23 protein-coding genes, 2 other RNA genes and 2 pseudogenes are annotated in these 18774 nt (G+C 42.4%); 6 read left to right on the top strand and 21 right to left on the bottom strand.

Translation table 11 applies throughout. The features are described from left to right. Window positions 1-9: 9 nt before the first annotated feature. The 21 genes and pseudogenes from AB5Z01_RS05235 to AB5Z01_RS05335 all read right to left on the bottom strand — a co-directional run bounded on the left by AB5Z01_RS05235 (window position 10) and on the right by AB5Z01_RS05335 (window position 14010). On the bottom strand, window positions 10-1680 hold the full coding sequence (locus AB5Z01_RS05235; RefSeq protein ID WP_117905589.1) for a phage minor capsid protein: 1671 nt from the start codon (window positions 1678-1680) through the stop codon (window positions 10-12). Continuing rightward, window positions 1680-3140, bottom strand: coding sequence for a hypothetical protein (locus AB5Z01_RS05240; protein WP_117863481.1), 1461 nt, complete (start codon window positions 3138-3140; stop codon window positions 1680-1682). Before AB5Z01_RS05240 ends, AB5Z01_RS05235 begins: the two co-directional genes overlap by 1 nt. Further along, a complete protein-coding gene (locus AB5Z01_RS05245; protein ID WP_287215936.1) occupies window positions 3137-4513 on the bottom strand; it encodes a PBSX family phage terminase large subunit in 1377 nt (458 codons plus the stop codon). Before AB5Z01_RS05245 ends, AB5Z01_RS05240 begins: the two co-directional genes overlap by 4 nt. Beyond that, on the bottom strand, window positions 4497-4964 hold the full coding sequence (locus tag AB5Z01_RS05250) for a hypothetical protein (RefSeq protein WP_041337537.1): 468 nt from the start codon (window positions 4962-4964) through the stop codon (window positions 4497-4499). The genes AB5Z01_RS05245 and AB5Z01_RS05250 overlap by 17 nt, the downstream gene beginning before the upstream one ends. A 241-nt stretch (window positions 4965-5205) precedes the next feature. Further along, window positions 5206-5688, bottom strand: coding sequence for a transcription termination/antitermination NusG family protein (locus AB5Z01_RS05255; RefSeq protein WP_117863483.1), 483 nt, complete (start codon window positions 5686-5688; stop codon window positions 5206-5208). Beyond that, window positions 5685-6233, bottom strand: coding sequence for a phage protein Gp27 family protein (locus AB5Z01_RS05260; protein ID WP_041337539.1), 549 nt, complete (start codon window positions 6231-6233; stop codon window positions 5685-5687). The genes AB5Z01_RS05255 and AB5Z01_RS05260 overlap by 4 nt, the downstream gene beginning before the upstream one ends. 12 nt (window positions 6234-6245) lie before the next feature. Further along, window positions 6246-6572: a hypothetical protein gene (locus AB5Z01_RS05265; RefSeq protein ID WP_041337540.1), complete on the bottom strand. Its 327-nt coding sequence runs from the start codon at window positions 6570-6572 to the stop codon at window positions 6246-6248. A gap of 1 nt (window position 6573) precedes the next feature. Beyond that, complete coding sequence (locus tag AB5Z01_RS05270; protein WP_041337541.1) at window positions 6574-6870, bottom strand: hypothetical protein; 297 nt, start codon at window positions 6868-6870, stop codon at window positions 6574-6576. Between the two features lie 100 nt (window positions 6871-6970). Continuing rightward, window positions 6971-7285 (bottom strand): Mor transcription activator family protein, encoded by a 315-nt coding sequence (locus AB5Z01_RS05275; RefSeq protein WP_041337542.1) that lies wholly within the window; start codon window positions 7283-7285, stop codon window positions 6971-6973. Then, window positions 7272-7799: a phage protein GemA/Gp16 family protein gene (locus AB5Z01_RS05280; RefSeq protein WP_287215942.1), complete on the bottom strand. Its 528-nt coding sequence runs from the start codon at window positions 7797-7799 to the stop codon at window positions 7272-7274. Before AB5Z01_RS05280 ends, AB5Z01_RS05275 begins: the two co-directional genes overlap by 14 nt. An 18-nt stretch (window positions 7800-7817) precedes the next feature. Then, window positions 7818-8468: a hypothetical protein gene (locus AB5Z01_RS05285; RefSeq protein WP_287215944.1), complete on the bottom strand. Its 651-nt coding sequence runs from the start codon at window positions 8466-8468 to the stop codon at window positions 7818-7820. Then, a complete protein-coding gene (locus AB5Z01_RS05290) occupies window positions 8455-8715 on the bottom strand; it encodes an AbrB/MazE/SpoVT family DNA-binding domain-containing protein (protein ID WP_041337544.1) in 261 nt (86 codons plus the stop codon). Before AB5Z01_RS05290 ends, AB5Z01_RS05285 begins: the two co-directional genes overlap by 14 nt. A gap of 263 nt (window positions 8716-8978) precedes the next feature. Continuing rightward, window positions 8979-9176 carry a hypothetical protein gene (locus AB5Z01_RS05295; protein ID WP_041337545.1) on the bottom strand — a complete coding sequence of 66 codons (198 nt, stop codon included), beginning with the start codon at window positions 9174-9176 and terminating at the stop codon, window positions 8979-8981. A gap of 24 nt (window positions 9177-9200) precedes the next feature. Continuing rightward, window positions 9201-10124, bottom strand: a complete 924-nt coding sequence (locus tag AB5Z01_RS05300; RefSeq protein ID WP_117863484.1) for an AAA family ATPase — start codon at window positions 10122-10124, stop codon at window positions 9201-9203. Between the two features lie 3 nt (window positions 10125-10127). Further along, window positions 10128-12146, bottom strand: a complete 2019-nt coding sequence (locus tag AB5Z01_RS05305; protein WP_117863485.1) for a DNA-binding domain-containing protein — start codon at window positions 12144-12146, stop codon at window positions 10128-10130. Between the two features lie 48 nt (window positions 12147-12194). Beyond that, window positions 12195-12398, bottom strand: coding sequence for a hypothetical protein (locus AB5Z01_RS05310; RefSeq protein WP_041337548.1), 204 nt, complete (start codon window positions 12396-12398; stop codon window positions 12195-12197). Window positions 12399-12414: 16 nt separating this feature from the next. Continuing rightward, an RNA gene (locus AB5Z01_RS05315) (hammerhead ribozyme type II) lies at window positions 12415-12488 on the bottom strand. A gap of 582 nt (window positions 12489-13070) precedes the next feature. Continuing rightward, window positions 13071-13142, bottom strand: an RNA gene (locus AB5Z01_RS05320) — hammerhead ribozyme type II. Window positions 13143-13214: 72 nt separating this feature from the next. Continuing rightward, window positions 13215-13349 (bottom strand): annotated as a pseudogene (locus tag AB5Z01_RS05325) (helix-turn-helix transcriptional regulator); the annotation flags it as partial. Further along, window positions 13312-13545, bottom strand: a complete 234-nt coding sequence (locus tag AB5Z01_RS05330) for a hypothetical protein (protein WP_117905586.1) — start codon at window positions 13543-13545, stop codon at window positions 13312-13314. The gene AB5Z01_RS05330 and the pseudogene AB5Z01_RS05325, both read right to left, overlap by 38 nt. A 12-nt stretch (window positions 13546-13557) precedes the next feature. Further along, complete coding sequence (locus AB5Z01_RS05335) at window positions 13558-14010, bottom strand: hypothetical protein (RefSeq protein ID WP_041337551.1); 453 nt, start codon at window positions 14008-14010, stop codon at window positions 13558-13560. Between the two features lie 192 nt (window positions 14011-14202). Between AB5Z01_RS05335 and AB5Z01_RS05340 the strand changes: the two genes are divergently transcribed. The 6 genes and pseudogenes from AB5Z01_RS05340 to AB5Z01_RS05365 all read left to right on the top strand — a co-directional run bounded on the left by AB5Z01_RS05340 (window position 14203) and on the right by AB5Z01_RS05365 (window position 18671). Further along, window positions 14203-14904, top strand: a complete 702-nt coding sequence (locus AB5Z01_RS05340) for an XRE family transcriptional regulator (protein ID WP_117924068.1) — start codon at window positions 14203-14205, stop codon at window positions 14902-14904. 767 nt (window positions 14905-15671) lie between these two features. Next, window positions 15672-16718: a Fic family protein gene (locus tag AB5Z01_RS05345; RefSeq protein WP_287215948.1), complete on the top strand. Its 1047-nt coding sequence runs from the start codon at window positions 15672-15674 to the stop codon at window positions 16716-16718. 88 nt (window positions 16719-16806) lie between these two features. Next, window positions 16807-17184: pseudogene (locus tag AB5Z01_RS05350) on the top strand (polymorphic toxin-type HINT domain-containing protein); the annotation flags it as partial. Between the two features lie 114 nt (window positions 17185-17298). After that, a complete protein-coding gene (locus AB5Z01_RS05355) occupies window positions 17299-17469 on the top strand; it encodes an HNH endonuclease domain-containing protein (protein WP_287215950.1) in 171 nt (56 codons plus the stop codon). Between the two features lie 9 nt (window positions 17470-17478). After that, entirely contained in the window at window positions 17479-17751 is a 273-nt protein-coding gene (locus AB5Z01_RS05360) for a hypothetical protein (protein WP_216552162.1), read from the top strand. 242 nt (window positions 17752-17993) lie between these two features. Beyond that, window positions 17994-18671, top strand: coding sequence for a PoNe immunity protein domain-containing protein (locus tag AB5Z01_RS05365; RefSeq protein ID WP_368365364.1), 678 nt, complete (start codon window positions 17994-17996; stop codon window positions 18669-18671). Window positions 18672-18774: the final 103 nt, after the last annotated feature.

The following is an 18774-nucleotide window of genomic DNA, read 5'->3' on the forward strand; positions in this document are numbered from 1 at the left end:
TAATACACCTCACTTTGGATTACATTGAATAAGCACGCCCGTTTCAGGATTTATGGATACTGCACATTTATCTGTAACAAATAGCTGAGATATTTTAGGTTTACCATCTTCATCATATAAAATGTTACCGTTTTTATCCCTGCTAATTTTGGGTTTCATTGCTTTACCATTGGTCAAAGCATCCTGAATATCTTGAAGTTCAACGCCAAGACGTTTCTTACCCGTATCAGGATCTTTGATTACACCAATAACACGTTCAATGAAATGATCCGATTGCCCAGTTATTTCAATACCGTTAGTTGTAGTTAAACCAACAAGACTGTTGTTAATCTCATTGTGCAACTTCTTATAATGATCGTAACCTACAAGCGGAGAAATTTTTCCCTTTTTTACAGAAGTAATATATGCATTCATCAATTTGTACTCAGGAGAGTTATTATACTTCATATTTTCAAAAATGTCAAGGCTTTTCGGCGGATTTTCTATGCCGTAGCTTTTCATTTGCTTAACAAAGTAACGATTATTCCCATATACCGCTTTCTGCGAAACACTCTTGTTAAATCCAACAACCCGAACTCTGTCCTTTTCGGGATAAAGATCGTTCGTATCGCAAAACTCAGACAGCCGTTTTTCCTTAGTTTTCAGTATAGCCGAGTGGCGTTCAAACTGATTTTGCAGTCTCCGTTTAAGCACCTCGTCTTCCGTCTCAGAGATAGCACCGTCATATGCAGCTAAACGTCTTTTTGTAGCTCGTATAGACCGCTCCATAGCACGCTGTTTCTGCGATAATTCATACTGTCTGTTGTTTTCGGTCACGTCAACAGGGAGATTAGCACGTTCGGAAATTCCCTCGAAAAACGGATAAAAATCATGTCGGCAGTTCCAGCCTTTCAAGCCGTCACCCGTTCCGTAGCCTGTGGCGGTGCTGAGTTTAGGGTATTTTTTAGATTTGCCCGAAATGCTGTAAACCTTGCCTTGCCATAAAGCGTGTGAGGGACGCGCGCCCATGTGTGCGGTGACCTCAACCAGATCGCAGTCCATTTCTGCGGCAAGATCAAGCTGCATCTGACCTGCGGTCTGACTTATGCCCGTCATTACCGCACGCCGCACTGCAACGTCTGCCCAGTCGGTCTTACCCGATGGATAAGTTACAGTCGCAATACCTTGTTTAGCAAGCTCGACAACTGCGTCGTAAATAGCATCCTGATATGTAAAAGCACCGCTTTGTACCTTTAACCATGCCTTGTCCATAAGATGAGTAACAGTTGCCTGCGAGGACTCTACCATGGACTTACACAGATTTTTTGTCATACCATTTGCATTTTTAACGCCTGCCTTAAGCGTGTTGGATAATGCCACCGACCTCAGAGCGGCGGAGCAGTCCTTGCCGTAAGTTCTGTATATCTTGGCGTCGTTGTTGATTGCCTCCTTACAGGCATCGGTGTACAGCTTTGATATCTGCCGCTTTGATTTGCCTGTAAATTCTGCAAGCATAGCAGTGATCTCTTTTGTAGACATCTTCAGCTGGCTTGCTTTGTACAACTGCCATTCCGCCGAGGGAGTAAGATAGTCCGCTTTAACAAGCTTTTTGGCAATAGACTTGATTATATCAGTCTGTACCTCGCTTACAAGATCAATCAAGTCATCTGGCAGTTTTTGTAACGTCTGAGGGGTAAGCATTACTCCTCACCGTCCTCAAAGCCCATAAGCTCATCGTCGGTAGGTTCACCGTCTGCAAGACGTGCCTTTGCCTCCTCTTCCGATTCGCCGTACCATTTAACACGGTATTCCCACTTCTGCATTAAACCTGCTGTGACATCATCTTTGTCACGTTGTCGCTCGGCATTTTCGTCTACCAGTGGACTTTGGTCAAAGACTATGGATATATGTGCGTCCTCCTTGACCTGTGCGTCGATAAAGCTGTGGCCTATCCAGAGGAGCGTTTTAACAAGACCATGCAAAAAGCTCTCAACTTTTATAAAATGCTTGTGTGCGTTTTGGATCAAGTCCTGCTTGTCGCCTGTGTACTGGGTAGCAGTTACTATAGAGCCTGCATTAAACTGATAATGCTTAGTACCAAATCCCACCTTAAAGCTGAGATAATCAAGCTGTGCCTGTATACCCGCCGTATTGTCTGCAACTCTCAGATCGGGATTATGCTCCTGCACCATACTCTTACCCGTGCCATCGTCCATAGTCTCGCCGATATAATAAAACAGTTGTTGATTTACCTCATCGGGAGCAACCTTTTTATCTCCAGACATATCTTCAAGCATATTTTTGTTTAAAAACACTTTTTTCTGTCCCAACCAAAAATCAGAGTTAAGATTATTATATGCAAGATCAACTCCCTTCAAGTTGTCAATCGCTCCGGCAAAAACCGCACAGCCCATCCCATTATTGCCGTTAATGGGATTAACGATAGCAGGTTTGCATATGGTAAACCAAGGCTTGTCTGATCCTGTATGCATTATTCTTGCAACACCGTCCGGCAGAGGTTCTTCGCTCAACAGCGATTTATCTTTTATTCCAAAGATGTGATTTTCTATGACATATTCGCCTTTTTCCAGACGGTGTATCTCAAGATACAGCTTGTTGCTGCCTTTTGTACAGATATCGGAGCAAAACGCTGCTTCGGTGATAATGCCGTTGTCCGATGATAGGACTATTATCCTATCCGCCTCAAGGTAATTTAGATCTATCCATGCGTCCGGTGACGGCAGAAGTCTGCCGTCTGAGCTTACCACAGCATTTTTAAGACGTATCACAACGGCACAAGTGCCGGAATACATCATTTTTTCCATAAGGTCGTTAGCCTGATCCCAGAAGTTGTTGCTGCCGAACACTCCGCCGTTGTCGGTATCGCCAACGATGAACTTTTCCGAGTATTCATCATCTACTTTTACAAACGTTTTGTCGTTTATTAATATGCTTGCCCAGTCCTCGCACACCTTTTTGGCCATTTTCATGGTATACATATCACGACTCTTGCGTTTTTCTCCGTTTTCAAAAGTTATCCTATGAAATGGTTCATGAAAACCCTTCCACCAGTCTTTCCATACGGATATATTATTATAATAGTCGGTCGAAATGTTATAGCCGAAGTTATTATTCAGCCAGTTTATTATCTCACTGTTCAAATGTTTTCACCTCCTGCCAGCGTTAGCGGCTTGATAAATTTGCTAAAGCTGTACTCCAGAGCGTCGGCGGTATCTATATCGCAAGTACCGTCGTCAAGACGCTCATCTCTGTCCGGAATTTTAGGATCCCATATCTGCTCCGACAAGCTTCCGATAACATTTTTGCAAATGTCAAGCACCCAAAATCTGCCCTGAACCATCAAAGACGTAAGCATAGATATTCTGTCGTTTCGTGGAGCTTTGTAGCAGTCCACGATCTTGACCATCAGTCTTGCTCTGGCACAGGCTACTCTCAGACCGTTTATTACCGCTTGGTTTTCGTTGTCCGCCCATGCAAATTTAATTAAAAGCGGATTAAAACGCATATATAACGTCTTTACAAACTTTATAAAAGCAGTGTAAATAGTATCGGGACCGACCTCGCCCTTGCCGCCGTCTATTTTGTGATCTGCAATAACGACAAGCTTTTTAAAGCCCTCAATAAAAGCCGTAGCCACGAATGTGGTCTTTGACTTGTTGCCGCCGAAGTCGATACCTATCTGTATTGATGTGATCTTGCTTTTGTCAAGCTGTGATTCGGGTATTATATACTTTTCGGGGTCGTTGGCAAAGCTCTGGAAGATAAGACCCTCTGCCGCTATCCTTAACCCCAGTATATCTCGCTTGTACCAGATAGATGTCGGATCGTACTGAGATTTTACCTCAGCCTTACGCTGATCTGAGATATTTATGTTATCGTCAATAGTAAAATGTGCGTAGTTGTATCCACCGAGGAATTTGCAATCGGCGGCGTCCTGCTGGTACTTGTCAATGTACTCGGTGTATATCCAGTTTTTTGGATTGTCCGGGTTAAGATCCCACCATATCTTACGCTTATCTGCGGCGATAGATCTGTTAAAAGCCTCCTGCACAAATGATTTGTGATGCAGATTGATCTCAGTACCTATCCACATACCATAAGAGTTGCCTCGTATGGACTTATAACTGCTGGCAAGCATAGCGCCGGAAAAGATGACGATCCTTGTTTTAAATCCTGTATCCTTGCCCTTTATGATAAGAGCCTCATTGCCCTTGTACTTACCCCAGCGGCATTGACCTCGAAAGAAATGCTCAATACCAAAGCCGTTACAGTCGCCAAGAATGATTTTCGCATTGCCGAGTGTTGACGCCGATGCAAGATGTATCTTGTCTTTAGTAGTCTTAAGCTCGTGACAAAAAGCAAGAACGTTGTCCACTGTCTTTCCGGCTCTTACCGCTCCCTCGGCAACGTTTATCATGCAGTCCTGTGACTTTCGGATATATGCCTTATGCTTATCGCCAAAATTGTAGGGTATGGTCTTTTTGCGTTTCTCAGGCTTAGTTGTCCTTGCCATAGATATCCTCCTCAATTTCCGACGTGTCCTCCAGCTCAGGATCAGCCTTGGGATTCGGTGACCAGTTTTCTTTGTCTTTATTCTGCAAATAGCTCAGAGCGGCGGACGGATTGGGAGCGACTTTTTTTACCCTGCGCCTGATCGTTTTGCGCCCTCTGGCGTCAACTCTAACTTCTTCCTCTGCATATTCGCCGCCCAGAGCCGCCGCAAGCAAAGCTCTCTCCACTTCGGAGTTTACAAGTTCAGGATTGTCGTCCAAAAAATCCTGAAGTTCCTTGTGCCGCTTTTTATAATCTGTGGCAAGCTTTTTCCGTTCTGCCTTGTCGGAGGTATTAATAAAAGCCTCCGACAGCTCGCCGAGGCTTTGTATATCCGTCTGTATTTTTACATCATTAATGTTGCTTACAGCTGCCGACAGCGTGTCGATAGCCTGTTTTCTCTTTACATTCACATTAACACCTCCGTTCGCTCAAACTCAAACTACACGCCCGTTTTAAGGGCTTTCTCTTTCAAGTGTGAAATTATCCTAAGAATTATTTCAAAACGTGCTATAACGCCGTTAAACGCCGCTAAAATGAAATCAAATAGCAATGCTTCGCCATTCGGATATTTTTGTTTCAAAATTCCGTTGATGTCCGGCGCTATGTAATCTGAGCTTAAGCGCAGGGGACGAATCAACCTTACGCTTATGATCAGATCTTTTCCAGTTCTGCAGCAACGTCAAAGTAATGACGCCTGCCGTTTATCTCACAGTACAGCGTACAGCGTTTACGCCGCCTGCTGTATTTAACAATGCAGTGTTCTCTGCCTTTGAGCAGTCCCTCTGTGATAGTCACCTTTCCGCTGTTTATGTAACCACGGCTGACGGTAAGATTTTCGACATCAAGTATCCACCGAAGTCTGACTTCCTCGCTCATCGGCAGCGGAGTGGGCGGTCTGCCCAAAAATCTCAATACGCCGACAGTATTTTTCACGGTGTAGTAAAGCTCGTCTGTGATGCCTTCACTGTTAACAAAAACATATGTGGGAAATATCATCCGGCGTACCATGCGCCACACGCCGCCTTTACGTTCCAACAGGTCGTGAGCAGGCGCATAGGCGTTAATATTTTTATCTCTGAGAGTGGCAACAACGTCATGCTCTCTGCCGCTCTGAACATAAATAACGTAGATCATATATCGCTCCTTTTCTCCTCAAGGAACTTAGCCACATCCTTGTAAAGATCGGGACGTTCCCTTGCCATTGCCTCGAACACCATTGACTTGACCTGTTCAAAGCCCGCGTTAAGGATATCCTCGTTTTTCAGATCCATATTCTTTTTATACGCCGCAGCCTTTACAAGGCTGGTAGCCTGTTTGAGCAAGGCTTCCGGGTCTATGTTCTTCCATTTTTCTTCGGGAGTGTTCTGTATAGATTCCAACACGTTATGCGACAGCAGCCTGATTATTCCCTCGCTGGTATCGAGAGCCGGATACTTGTTTATCTCCTCCATTATGACCCTGAAATTCTCCTGAGCCATTCTGAGGGTCTCAACAGATTCATTCAGATTTGCGGCGTATCTGCAAACCGAGGATATTGATATGGGCTGATCGGTCTGATCCTTTATATAGTCTGCGATCTCCGCATATGTAAAATCGGCTTTCATCATATCTTCGACCGTTGCTTTAAGTTCCGGCGACAGCTTGTCTATTTTAGAGTGCTTTCTGCGCTTTCTTGCCATTATCCGCACCCCCTACAGCTTTATGCAGGGGTCGTTGATACCTCCGGCAAGCAGGCTGATCCCCTTTGCCGTAAGCTTTGCCTCGAGATCGTCAAAATCGCTGTCTGCCAGCGTAGACGGCTCTTTGGACAACACCGTCCTCAGATGTATGTATCCGGCTTCATAAAGATAGTTCACGCTGTCGGTAATTTCGCCCTTTGTTATATCGGGAAGAGCATACTCAACGCTCTTAAGCTTATGATACTGATATCTGAGCATATTTATAGTGCGCATAACAGAGCCGTTATTTTCTTTAAAATTGCCTGCTCTGATAAGCTGCATCTGCTTTTCCATATCCATGCTATTTTTCTCCCTTCATTTCCATCAAGATATCCATGATCTTGTCCAGCTTCTGTTCAGTCTTAAGCTGTTCTCTGTAAAAATCCTCTTTGGTAAGATAGTTCTGCTTGACGTCGGTAATATCGGTCTTGCACTTGTCAAACTCGTCTTTAGAGACGTAATTTTCTCTGACCTTATCCAGACCGCTTTTGCATTTATCGATGTCGTCCATAGTCCGCTTTAAAAAGTAGGTTATAATACCTATACCGCCTGTAAGAACGAGCTGAAATACTATCGTAAATATCTGCTGACTTGTCATAAAAACACCCCCAATATATTTAGTACCGTTATCCGTTATAATAACTGTACCATATATATTGGGGGTGTTACAGATGAAGCGTTTCAGCGAGTTTCTGCAATTATATTTCATCAAAGGTAATCTGACCCTCGATAGGAGCGTTTTGCTTTTCCTGCCTTATCTCAGCCGTTATGCTGCGGATCGTGCGCTCAGACAGATTATATTTATTGACAAGAAACTTGAAGTTATATCCGTTAAAATCCCTGCGTATCTTTTCGTCACGTGCCGATCGGATAACAGAATCAGCTTTTGCAATGTAAATTGACAAACCACCGTAACGCTGCACAAGCTTTTCGTATGCCTGTGAGCCGATGCAGTCGTAAATATCCCGCTGCTCTGGAGTAAGGTCTTCTTCGTATATATCAAGTTCCGGCATATTTCTCACCTTGCCTTTTCGCCCGCCGCTCTGCCGAATTAACATAACGCTTGAGCTGTTCGATAAGCTTAGAACACTGTTCCTGATCTATCCACCGAAACGGCTGCTTTTTTGATGCCGTAACGCCCAGTACTTTGCCTATCACGCCAATTAGCCTGTCTCCAACGTCAGCTGACTCTGGATTAGTGTCAAGTTCCTTGAGCCTGTAGCAGTATCTCCAGCACAGCCGCTGCTGTTCAGGCGTAGCCATACCGTTGCAGCCGATCTCTTCAGCTTCTTTCTTTTTGTTTCTAGATTTGGTATTATGCAGCTGATGGTTTGGATCGGCAAGCTTCATGCGATTGATAAGTTCCGCCTGAACAGCCTTGAATTCGCTATCGTCAAGCTGTTTTACCGAATCTTTACCGGTAATGCTAAAGATCAATTCGTGCAGCATATCATCTTTATCTTTGCCGACAATACCAAGACCTGCTCCCAGACCGTAAATTCTTTTAATCTGCTCCTTTGTTGCCATATCCAAATCCTCCTGTCCTTATTTTTTAGCCGTGAATTTCGTTTTCGGCGTTCTTTCAACTACAACCGCGCTGTCAATCATATCCACAGCACGCTCCACAATCTCATCGGTAAGCCGTTCGTTATTAATCATAAGCAGACGTTTAAGATTCTGCCAAGCGACGGCTTCGGATACCAGATAAGCGTTCTCTTGCGCCGCCTTTTCATCCAGACCGCCAAGCTGCATAAGATTTTTTACGTCGGTCTCATATTTCGCACCCTTAAGCTTTTTCTCCAGAGCTTTGCGGCTCTTATCGTCAAGCCCAAGCCCGTCCAGTATCTTAGCAACGCTGCCGTCCTTTATGTACTCCTTGTTGTAAACGGCGGAAAGCAAGCGTTTTGCAGATTCTGACAAGGTGTAGGTTACGTCCTCTTTTACAACGTCGCCGTACGCTTTACCAAAGATCTCCTTAAGCATTGTGGGGTACACAAGCTTAACGTTGTCAGCGTTGGTGACTGTGATTGCATTGCCAGCATTGTCGCTGTAGACAGCAGATTTAAACTTTGTATCCTGCAGGTCGGCTTCCGAAGCCTTAAGGATATCAGCCTCGATGCCGTCTGCCTCTGATTTAAGCTCCGAAATTTCCGCCTTGATCTCAGCATAACGTTTTACCTTTTCAGACAGATCCATAAGCCGTCTTTACCTCCTCTATGATTTCTTCGGCGCAGTTTCTGCAGGTATCACGTCCCTTGATAGAGCGCACATTATCAACACTGCCACAATAGCAACAGGTAGGTCTGTGCTTGCGAATCATGATACCGTCCGCTGTCTTCTCGATGTCAACAGCCATGCCTCCCGCAAAGCCCGCTGCAAGTCTGATGTCCTTCGGGATCGTCAATCCAGCTTTGCTTGTAAGCTTTTTATGTTTTGTTTCCATAGCGTTTTTACCTCCTTGTTTTTCTGCACTCTGCATTTATCAGGGCTTGTGACCTGCGCCGATCGGCGGCTGCATTACAGGAGGGGCACAGCCCCTCTGATACTTATTATTTCTTGTCTACAATTGAGCATTCATTGCATTCTCCGTTACTGTTGCAAATATTATCACAATAGCCGCATTTATCGCAGTACGGACAGTCATCACAACACATTTTCATAAAAAAGGCACATTCTGCGCTGCCTTTCATAAAACATTCAAAATTATTATGCATATTTAGTCGCCTTTACTTTCCTCGGCTCCTCGATGCGTACCATGTCTATCCAGCGTATCTTATCAGTATATCTATGTACAAGGCAAAGCTGCTTGTCCGTCGCCTTCGAAACCATCCAGTCCGCAGGATCAAGCTTGTAATACGCTATTATTCGTTTCTGAGCTTTGGTGGGATTTTTTCCGTGCTTCATTCTTTTTGTCCTCCGTTTCACTTTTTATACCGCCATATCCATATATTTAGCGATTGCAGACAATCCCTTGGCGGTCACATTGCCGTTATCGAGGGCGTTGGAGTATAGATTGACCGCTCCTCTGATAGCCTGTGGACTTTGAGCGATACACAGTAAAAATTCAACAGCAGCAGTGTCCTCTCTGATATCCGGAAAGAGCATTTCGATGTCGCTCTTCTTTATCTGCTTAACGCTGTAAAACCGGGTATTCTTCGTCCTGTTGCGTATCTGTGCAAACTCCGCTTTCTGCTTTCCGCCAAGTCTGCTTACCGTGGTTTCGTTGCCGACAAAGCATATTCCAAGGGTCTGTCCCTTTTCGTCAAAGCAGTCGCAAAGGCTTCGGAGAGTATCAATGGCATTTCTGGTGAGATGCTGGGCTTCGTCCACGATTATCACCATGCCGTCCGAAAGCTTTGACGAGATTTCCAGCCAGAGTCTGCTCACAGAGCCGGAGGATACGTTCAGCTTAGAACCGATAAGCTCCAGCACGGATTTTGATGACTTGATGCACGGATTTACCGTTATGTATATACAGTTTGTGCCGTGCTCACGGTAATACTGCCTGCAAGCCTGTGTTTTGCCTATACCTGCGTCACCGCAGGCTATGGCAAGACCGCCCTGAAGCTGACAGTTGCGTATGATCTTGTACACGTTAGACGATATTGACGTTTCCTTATAGTCTGTGCCGACATAGATTTCAGCTGCAGCCTGCTTGGTTACAAAGTATTCAATTACTTTTTTCATCTGCTTATCTACATCGCCGTTGTAGGTACCTGACTTAATTGCAGAGTATGAGCTATCGGATATACCAATCTTTTTGCAGACTGCAGCCGCAGATAGATTTTCCGAGTACTGCAGCTGTTTTATCTGTTCCAATGCCCACTCCTGTTTAGCTGTTAGCTTTTTCATTTATTAATCACTCCTCCATTTATTCTTCCGCCTCTCGGCGTTTTCGTTCATTTTATCTATATTGACCACAATATCGTCTCCGGAAGCCTTTGATATACTTTCCGGTTCATTATCAGCTCTTATCATAATCACATTGGACGGCATAACGATCTTAAAGCTCTGCTTACCATGTGCTGCCTTGAGAGCGGCAGCCTCCATAAGGTCGATCTTATGCTCTGAGTTTAAGCCATCTGTGATATTCTGGGCCTCGGCTTTAATAAACCGTTGTACTCTGCGCTGTAAAGCCATTGCATCGGAAATCTCTTCCTTGCTTTCGGTGATGTAATCTATAAGCAGCTTGTCCGCACATTCCCAAGTCCAAAGGTAACGGTCCGATTTATCGTAAACCCTTACGCTTCTAAGATCGGCGGGATCGTATCTTACATAGACCTCCTCGCCCAGGTGACGGTAAGTGTTTTCATAGTCCATAAACCAGACCTTTTCGCCGGATATTTCAACAAATACGCCGTTGCGCTTGATCTTTTGTACCCTTGTTGATCTCATAAGCATAAGATTAAGTTCGGCTTCCGGAGCTTTGCGTATTCCTACAGACTTTATATCCATATTCCATACGTCGATACGACTCATTCCTTTGTACTTTGTCTCAGCTCCGCCATATTCCTGCATATTAAAATCACCGTCAATATACATATCAATATATTCTCTAATCTCAAAGTCGCAGGGAATCTTGCCTTCTTTAATTCTACGCTTAAGGCTCTCAGGTCGCTGCATAATAGTGCCGCCGCAGTAACCTTCAAACATTCTTGCAAACTGCATTGTGACCGTGCTAAATGTACGCTCAATAGGCTTTGCTTTAGCGTTACGGACGATTGCGTTATGCATCGTGATTCCAAGCCTTTGGAGTATTGTCGGTGGTTCGATCTCAGGGTTATCGGTTTTCCTGCTTCGATGACCTTTTCCGCCAACGTCATGGGTCAAAAACTCTCGACCGTTATCAAAATATACGGCTTTCGGAATGCCAAATCGCATAATTCCATGCCTTAATGCGATGATTGTTGACTGGGAGTTCGGACTGTCGCATATATTCCAGCCGACCAGCACTCCGCTTTTGGCATCCAAAAAGGCTGTAAGGTACAGCCTGTGGATCGTGCCGTTATCTTCATCGTAGGACTGTATATCGAACGTGTGGTTATCTGCGATCCAGACGTCGTTAGCGTGGAGACCGTCGTACATACGGCTGATATATGGCAGGCATTTATCTTTCATAGCCTTATCGCCGTCGCGCATATATGTAAGCACGGCTTGTGGTATTTCCGACTTTATATGCCGCCTGAAAGTATTGTCTGACGGGAAGTTTGATACCATTGACGGATACCACTCTTTTGCACATTCAAGCGTTAGGTCGTAACAACGCGAAACGGTAGGTTTGTTTTCGGAAAGATAGAAATAGCAAAACTGCTCCCACAGCTCCGGTGGGATACTGCTCTTACCCTTATTGGCTCCGCCTCGATTTTCACAAAGCCCCTGCAGATTATTATTTCTGTAGGCTGCATACTTGCGGTATAGTATATCCACCGACACTTTGATATCATTATGCTCGAGCTGACACTTGCCGACGTAAAGCTTATCCACTTCGGTTTTCTTTCCGGGGTATTGATCCCGGTAACGCTGCCAGTCTCTGAGGATATCTACCCAGAGTGCGATTTCATCACGCTCATCTTCGGAAAACTCTTCGATTGACGTTTTCACAGGCTTTGACGTTTTCACAGGCTTTTTGGGCTGTTTTAATGCATTTTTAACAGGCTGTGCAACAAGTTCTAAGCCCGCTTCCGCTCTTTTCTGAGCATAGTATTTTGCCTGCAGGCCTTCGGGGAGTGATGATATTGGGATCATATATTTAGGACGGTTCCTGTCGTTGATTTCGATATTGCATGACAATTTTCCGTCCTTGCACAGTTTCTTTATATATCGTTCACTGCAGCCTTTAAGATCAGCAGTTTTGGCAACCGTCAAATATTCCACATCATCACCTCCCGAAGTTACTTGACAAAACTAATGTTTTCTGATATACTAAGTATCAGAGCCAGAACGGTTGTTTACGAGGTCGGACAGAAAATCTTCTGTTTCGGTCAATACTGCAAGAATGGTCGCAACATTCCTGCGGAGCTGTTCAGGCTCTATTTTTATGTCCTCAAGGCAGCTTGCCTGAGCCAGAAGCCGGGCTTGTCCCACCGCATGAGACAGTACTTGTGTTTTAAATTCCTTGTATTTCATTGGTTACACTTCCTTTCTCGGTCTGCCATCATCAGTACCGGGAGACCGTCCCCGGCAGACCGAACCGCCTGTTGCGGCTCGGTTTCGGCTAGAAAAATCGGAATGTATAAGTCTACTCCTTCCGAAAGAGTACCCTGCGCACTTATACTGCGTTGCACAACCTTGTCGACTAGGTTGATTGAGTTGGCTTTCACATCAGGACTTGCACCTGATAGGCTTACGCTTGCGAACCTAGCACTATGCGTGAACATTTAGCCGCCCCGATTATTACCGAAACGGCAAGGTAGATAGGATAAAAAGTTATCCTAAGTGGGTCTGATACGCTCAGACGGGCGGTATCTTTATGTTGTCTTTAGACTGTGTTATAAAAATACAAAAGACGTTCCAGCTGGTGCAAACATTAAGCTCATGCGCTCTCAGCTTGCATTTACGAGTTCGCACCTTAAGGAAAGTCGGAACTCTTATAACAAAACCTGTACCTCGGCTAATTCAACCCGACGACACGTAGCCAGAACACGTGGTTTTTAAGTCATACGCTACCGATATTTTATGTCCTCGGTCTACAGACTGTATGACAGGCTTGGTTCAAGATCTAAGTCGTTACCTCTGAGCTTGCAAGCTGCAGGTGATTCACTATATCCCCTATGGCGGGCAAGCACGGCACCTGCATATTTTGGTCTGCCATCATCAGTACCGGGAGACCGTCCCCGGCAGACAGCCGAGTTACTGTCGGCTGTTTCGGCTGTTTCGTGATCTGCCGCACAGATCGTCAAGACTGCATCGCAGCACATTGGCTATCCTGATCGTAGTCTTAAGAGAGGGCGTCAAAACGCCCTGCTCTATCTTGCACACGGTCACATTGCTGATCCCCGCATACTTAGCAAGCTCTCTCTGATTAAGATCACGCTGCTCTCTAATCTGCTTTATGCTTTTCCCAATATCTGCGCTCATAAAGGCGTTCCCTCCTTTTAGCAAAGTATATATCTCTGATAAGAGAGATGATAAGGTGCATACAGAACAATCCGGATAGTGTAAGCAACGGTATGATCCAGAACTCGGAATGTCCGCTAAGACTTGTTATGGCACACCATAGCATGATAATGGCAAACATGGTAAGCACCTTTCCCTCGTCCGTAAGTTTTTTCATAATAAACCCTCCTTACTTATACATCATAACGGTGATAACGTCTTTAGCGGCAGCAAGCGGACTGTCTCCTGTGATGCCTATATCATACACATGACCGTTCTTCATGGTTACAAGCACCCACTCTTCTCCGTTGTCTTCGCAGTAAGTTATATCATCAACATCATCATTGGCGGCATGGAGCAGGAAATAGAGCTCTTTTTCTACGAATAAAGCTTTATTCATTATATATCCTCTTATTGGCGGAGTTTGTTCCGCCCTTGTTTGCTGCTCGCCGTATTTTTCAGCTATGCAATCAAGATCATCATCTATTGCTGCCTTAGCATCCTCGATTGTATTATAAGCCTTTGGCGAGAAAGCCCCATAAGGTGATATGCAAACATAGCCTATCCTATCGTTACCTGATATCGTATAGCCTCTGTACTCATACATATTCACATCGGTTTCCTTAATCTTATACTTATTCATTAAAATTCCTCCTTTTTCGATTGACGTTTAACGCTTTTTGTGTTAAACTTAATTTATCATGGGGTAACTATACCCTAGAGGTTACCCTATAGTAAATTATAACTAGATTTTTTCTAATTGTCAAGTGAAATTCTAACTCGAAATTAGAAAAACGCTAATTTCGTGATAAGTAACAAAGGAGATGATTGAATTTTGGATATTTTGGATAGAATAACTATGCTTTTAGGCAATCGAGAGCAAAAAGAATTGACTAATTACCTGAAATTAAATAATGTTGCTTTTTCAGAATGGAAGTCTGGGAAAAGCAAATCATATAGAAAATATCTAATTGAAATTGCTGAATTTTTTGATGTTTCAATAGATTACCTTGTTTACGGCAAAGAAAAAAGCTCACCAGCGGAACAGTTGACCGATGATGAGCAAGAGTTACTTACATATTATAAGGAATTAGATTTAATGAAAAAGGGTCAAGTCCTCGAACGTGCCAAGGTCCTTTTTGAGCAGTCAAAAATACCATTAAAAGAGCTTGAAAACAGTGTTTTCATAGAGTACTATTCGTTGCCTGTCAGTGCCGGAACTGGCGTTGATCTGGATGGCTGCGAAAAAGGTATGTTGGAGGTTAAGAAAACGCAGCTCACTCTTGAGGCTAATTTTGCTCTAAGAGTGTCTGGCAACAGCATGGAGCCTGTATTCCACGACGGAGACGTAGTTCTGATAGCCTCGCAGCCATCTGTTGAGATCGGCGAGATAGGCATTTTTATACTTAACGGGGAAGGATTTATAAAGAAGTTCGGCGGAGATCGCTTGATTTCCCTTAACCCGGATTATGATGATATTCCGCTGCATGATTATGATAGTATCTATTGCCGGGGAAAGGTTATTGGAACTGTATGATATAAAAATATGAAACTAAGCAACTTGTGCTTGATCTTCCGACTGTAGTGATTGTTCGAGCCGCACAGTGGGACATTGATAAGTTAATGGGAACTAGTTCCCATTAATCGAATTTTTAGTTCCTATATTCCCGTATAAAATATGGAAATTTTTCAATGAGATTTTTCAATTGAACATTCAAACTATTTTATAAACGTTATAGCTTTAAAATGCGTAAATACGCTGTTTTGTGACAATTTTAAAATTTGAAAACAGTTCTAAAACGTTCTAAAAAGGTAAAATTTAAAGGTCTTAAAATGCTTTTAAAATTGCATTTTAAGACCTTATTTTTTTGACATTCAATTTTCTTATCCGCAAAGCACGTCAACTTTTTGCATATTCAAACCGCCGCATTTGCGCCACTTTCGTGGGTTTTCTATGCTAATTCCGAGTTATTCCGCATTTTTGCGTTTTTCGGATTTTGCGTGGCGAGCAACAATAGCCATATAAATTTATCAAATTCCATTAGCATCTATCACTGATAGGTGCTTTTTTTAATAACCAAAACAAGAAATATGGGGAACAATTTATGATATAAAATTACGAATATGCTCCCCAATGCTATAGATACCAAAAGAGTCGAGAAATCGGCTCTTTTATACAGTAGAGGGATACTGTTTGATATATTCCCTTATTTCGCACATAATATTAAGGACAAATTTGCTTATTCTATTGACATTTCCATTATTTTATATTATAATTTAAGGGAAAATAATGGAGGTAAGGAAATGAGAAGTTTTAATTACTCTGCTTTTAAAGAACAAAAGTGGGATTCTGATATTCTCGGACTTATAGCGGCCATATACAAAGAGGCTGGAAAACAGGAGCAGTATCTGAAACAGCGTCCGCAAGAGATGGAGAAGCTTGTTGAGAGAGCAAAAATTCAAAGTACCGAAGCTTCAAATGCGATAGAGGGTATCGTAACAACAAACACGAGGATCAAACAGTTGGTCGAAGAAAAGACTACTCCTCGAAATCTTGACGAGCAGGAGATCGCAGGGTATAGAGACGTGCTGAACGTTATTCACGAAAGCTTTGACGCTATTCCGATAACTCAGAACTATATTCTGCAGCTTCACAAAATGCTTTATAGTCATATGAACAATCCGCTTGCTGGCAGAACAAAAAGCGTGCAGAATTATATCAGTGCGGCTTACCCCGATGGACATACAGAAATACTGTTTACTCCGCTCGCGCCATATGAAACATCTGAGTCACTTGACAGGATATGTGAAGAGTACAATCGTGTTATCGGTAATTTGGAGGTTGAGCCGCTTATAATTATCCCTATATTTATCCACGATTTTCTATGTATACACCCTTTTAATTACGGCAACGGAAGAATGAGCCGTCTGCTTACCACTCTTCTGCTGTATCAGAATGGTTTTTACATTGGCAAATATATATCGCTCGAGGCAAAGATCTCTAAGAACAAAGATCTGTATTACAGTGCTCTGAGTCAGTCGCAGACGGGCTGGCACGAGGGCAAAGAGAATGCTTTGCCATTTATAAAGTACATTTTAGGCACGATACTTGCATCGTATAAAGATTTTGAAGAGCGTACCTCCCTTGTTCAAGAAAAACTGTCTGCACTTGAGATGGTCAGAATGGCAAGCAAAAGCAAAATAGGACGATTTAACAAGCAGGATATAAGGGAACTCTGTCCTACTCTCAGTGACAGTTCTATCGAAGGTGCACTAAGAAAACTTGTTGCCGCAGGAGAACTAAAAAAAGAGGGCAAGGGAAAGAGCACCTGCTATTTCAGATTAAATTAGATTAGAAGATGTTCTACACATCGCATGACTAGGTTTTGGCGGACTTGGAGCGGCAGGTGAGTTTTTAGGTAATGCCAAGGCGGTTAGTTTGCTTGCCATAGAAAAGATAAAGTCAGGAGATAAAGTCATTTCAACAGACCCTGAAACAATGGAAACTTCTCCGAAAACTGTTCTTGAAACCTACATAAGAGAGGTAACAACGCTTGTTCATCTCACTGTGAACAATGAAGAAATCGTTACAACTGTTGACCACCCGTTCTATGTAAAAAATCAAGGCTTTATCAAAGCAGGAGAACTAATAGTTGGTGATGAACTTCTTGATGTAAACGGAAATGTTCTTTTAGTTGAAAATTTTGACGTTGAGTTGACAGATGATTCTGTTAAGGTGTATAATTTTCAAGTAGAGGATTACCATACATATCACGTTAGCGGATTAGGTGTGTTGGTGCATAATGCTGGTGATTATTCTAATCTAAAAGATTCAAAATATGTAGGTGAAGGGAAAAAGTTTACAAAGGCTCAAAAAAGACAGATAATACAAGAAAATATGAGACGAAATTGCGGAAAAATAAAATCTGATATGTCAGGAAAAGAACTTGTTCCCGCAACTCAAAGTAAGCTAAACGTAACGCCAGATCCATTGGAAGTTCAAATTGACCACATAAAGCCAAGAAGCAGTGGAGGAAGTAATAGTTATTCTAATGCACAGGTTTTATCAAGAGAAGAAAATATTTTTAAATCAAATAAGTGAGGAAAAATTATGTTTGATATTGATGAAAATACAATGGTAATAACAACTGTAGATATTATTAACAAAAAAAAGAAAGTAGTTTTAGTTTTCCATGATAAAGAAGATGAAATGTGGGAATTTTTGGATGGAGAGGACGTTAGTGAAGAAAGTGCTGCTATAATATCGATTTCGGAAATGGAGCAGATTGATTCTTCTATTGGTGAATTATGTGATCTTCCTCTAGGATGCGGCGCTTTTCGTGATGATGAAACGCAGCCATGGAAATGGTTTGAAATAGAATGACCTCTTTTATTAGTGCCAAACAATAATAAAGGTGAAATTTACTAAGATAAAAAATAATATAGGAAAAATAGTCGATGACCCAGATGACATAATCGAAGGACTTGCAACTGGTGATACTGTTAAGGAATTGTTCAGAGTAAATGTAAGTAACGATAACGGTTTAGTAAATGTTACAACTAGTGTTAAGTCATTAAAGTAGACAATTATTTACATCGAGAATTTTTGATATTAAGGAGAATATTATGCGAGATACAATTAAATCAAAAGAGTATTTTGATGAGTATATTTTGAAAATGTCAGAAGGAATCAAAAGATTTGAAGAGGGTATTGCTGCTGGAAAATACTTAAATGACAAGATACTTTTTGTAAAAGATTACATTTTACAAAAAAAAATCGGGATAATAATCGCTAAGTATTCAAAAGGTGATTCAATTGAAGAAATAAAAAAAGAATTTGAATCTTCTTTAGATTTGTTTGGTGAAGCTTGGGATGATTCAGTATACGAGAGCAATATTATTTTTGCTTCTTTAGCATATCTTCTGAATTTGGACGATGGTAAGTTGAATATAATTAAAAATAAATTGAGGAAATCTGAAACATATGATTCATTATTAGATTTTATCCTCATTGGAAATAAAAGTGAGTTTGATACATCGAAAATATCCTTCCCTCGTCCATACAAAAAGTTAGTAAAAAGCATTAACGATGAAGATAGAGATGCTTTTCTAAAATATTTGAGAGGATGGTATAAAGGCTCTGCAGATAGTGCTTGGTATGGTACACATGAACTGGTGAATAAATATCAGTATTATGGATATTGGTGTTTTGAAGCTGGTGCTATTGCAAAAAGACTTGGTTTTATAGATAACGATTTACAAAATGAGCAGTATTATCCTTATGATATGGTTCATTTCAATTGAGTAATGACGAGGTGATAAAATGACACTTTCGATAGATGGTCGCTTATCTGAACTTATAGCGAACTCCTGTTCTTGAAACCTACATAAGAGAGGTAACAACGCT

The organism is Ruminococcus sp. RTP21359st1_H3_RTP21359_211015, from assembly GCF_040909065.1.
In the GTDB taxonomy this organism is placed as follows: domain Bacteria; phylum Bacillota; class Clostridia; order Oscillospirales; family Ruminococcaceae; genus Hominimerdicola; species Hominimerdicola aceti.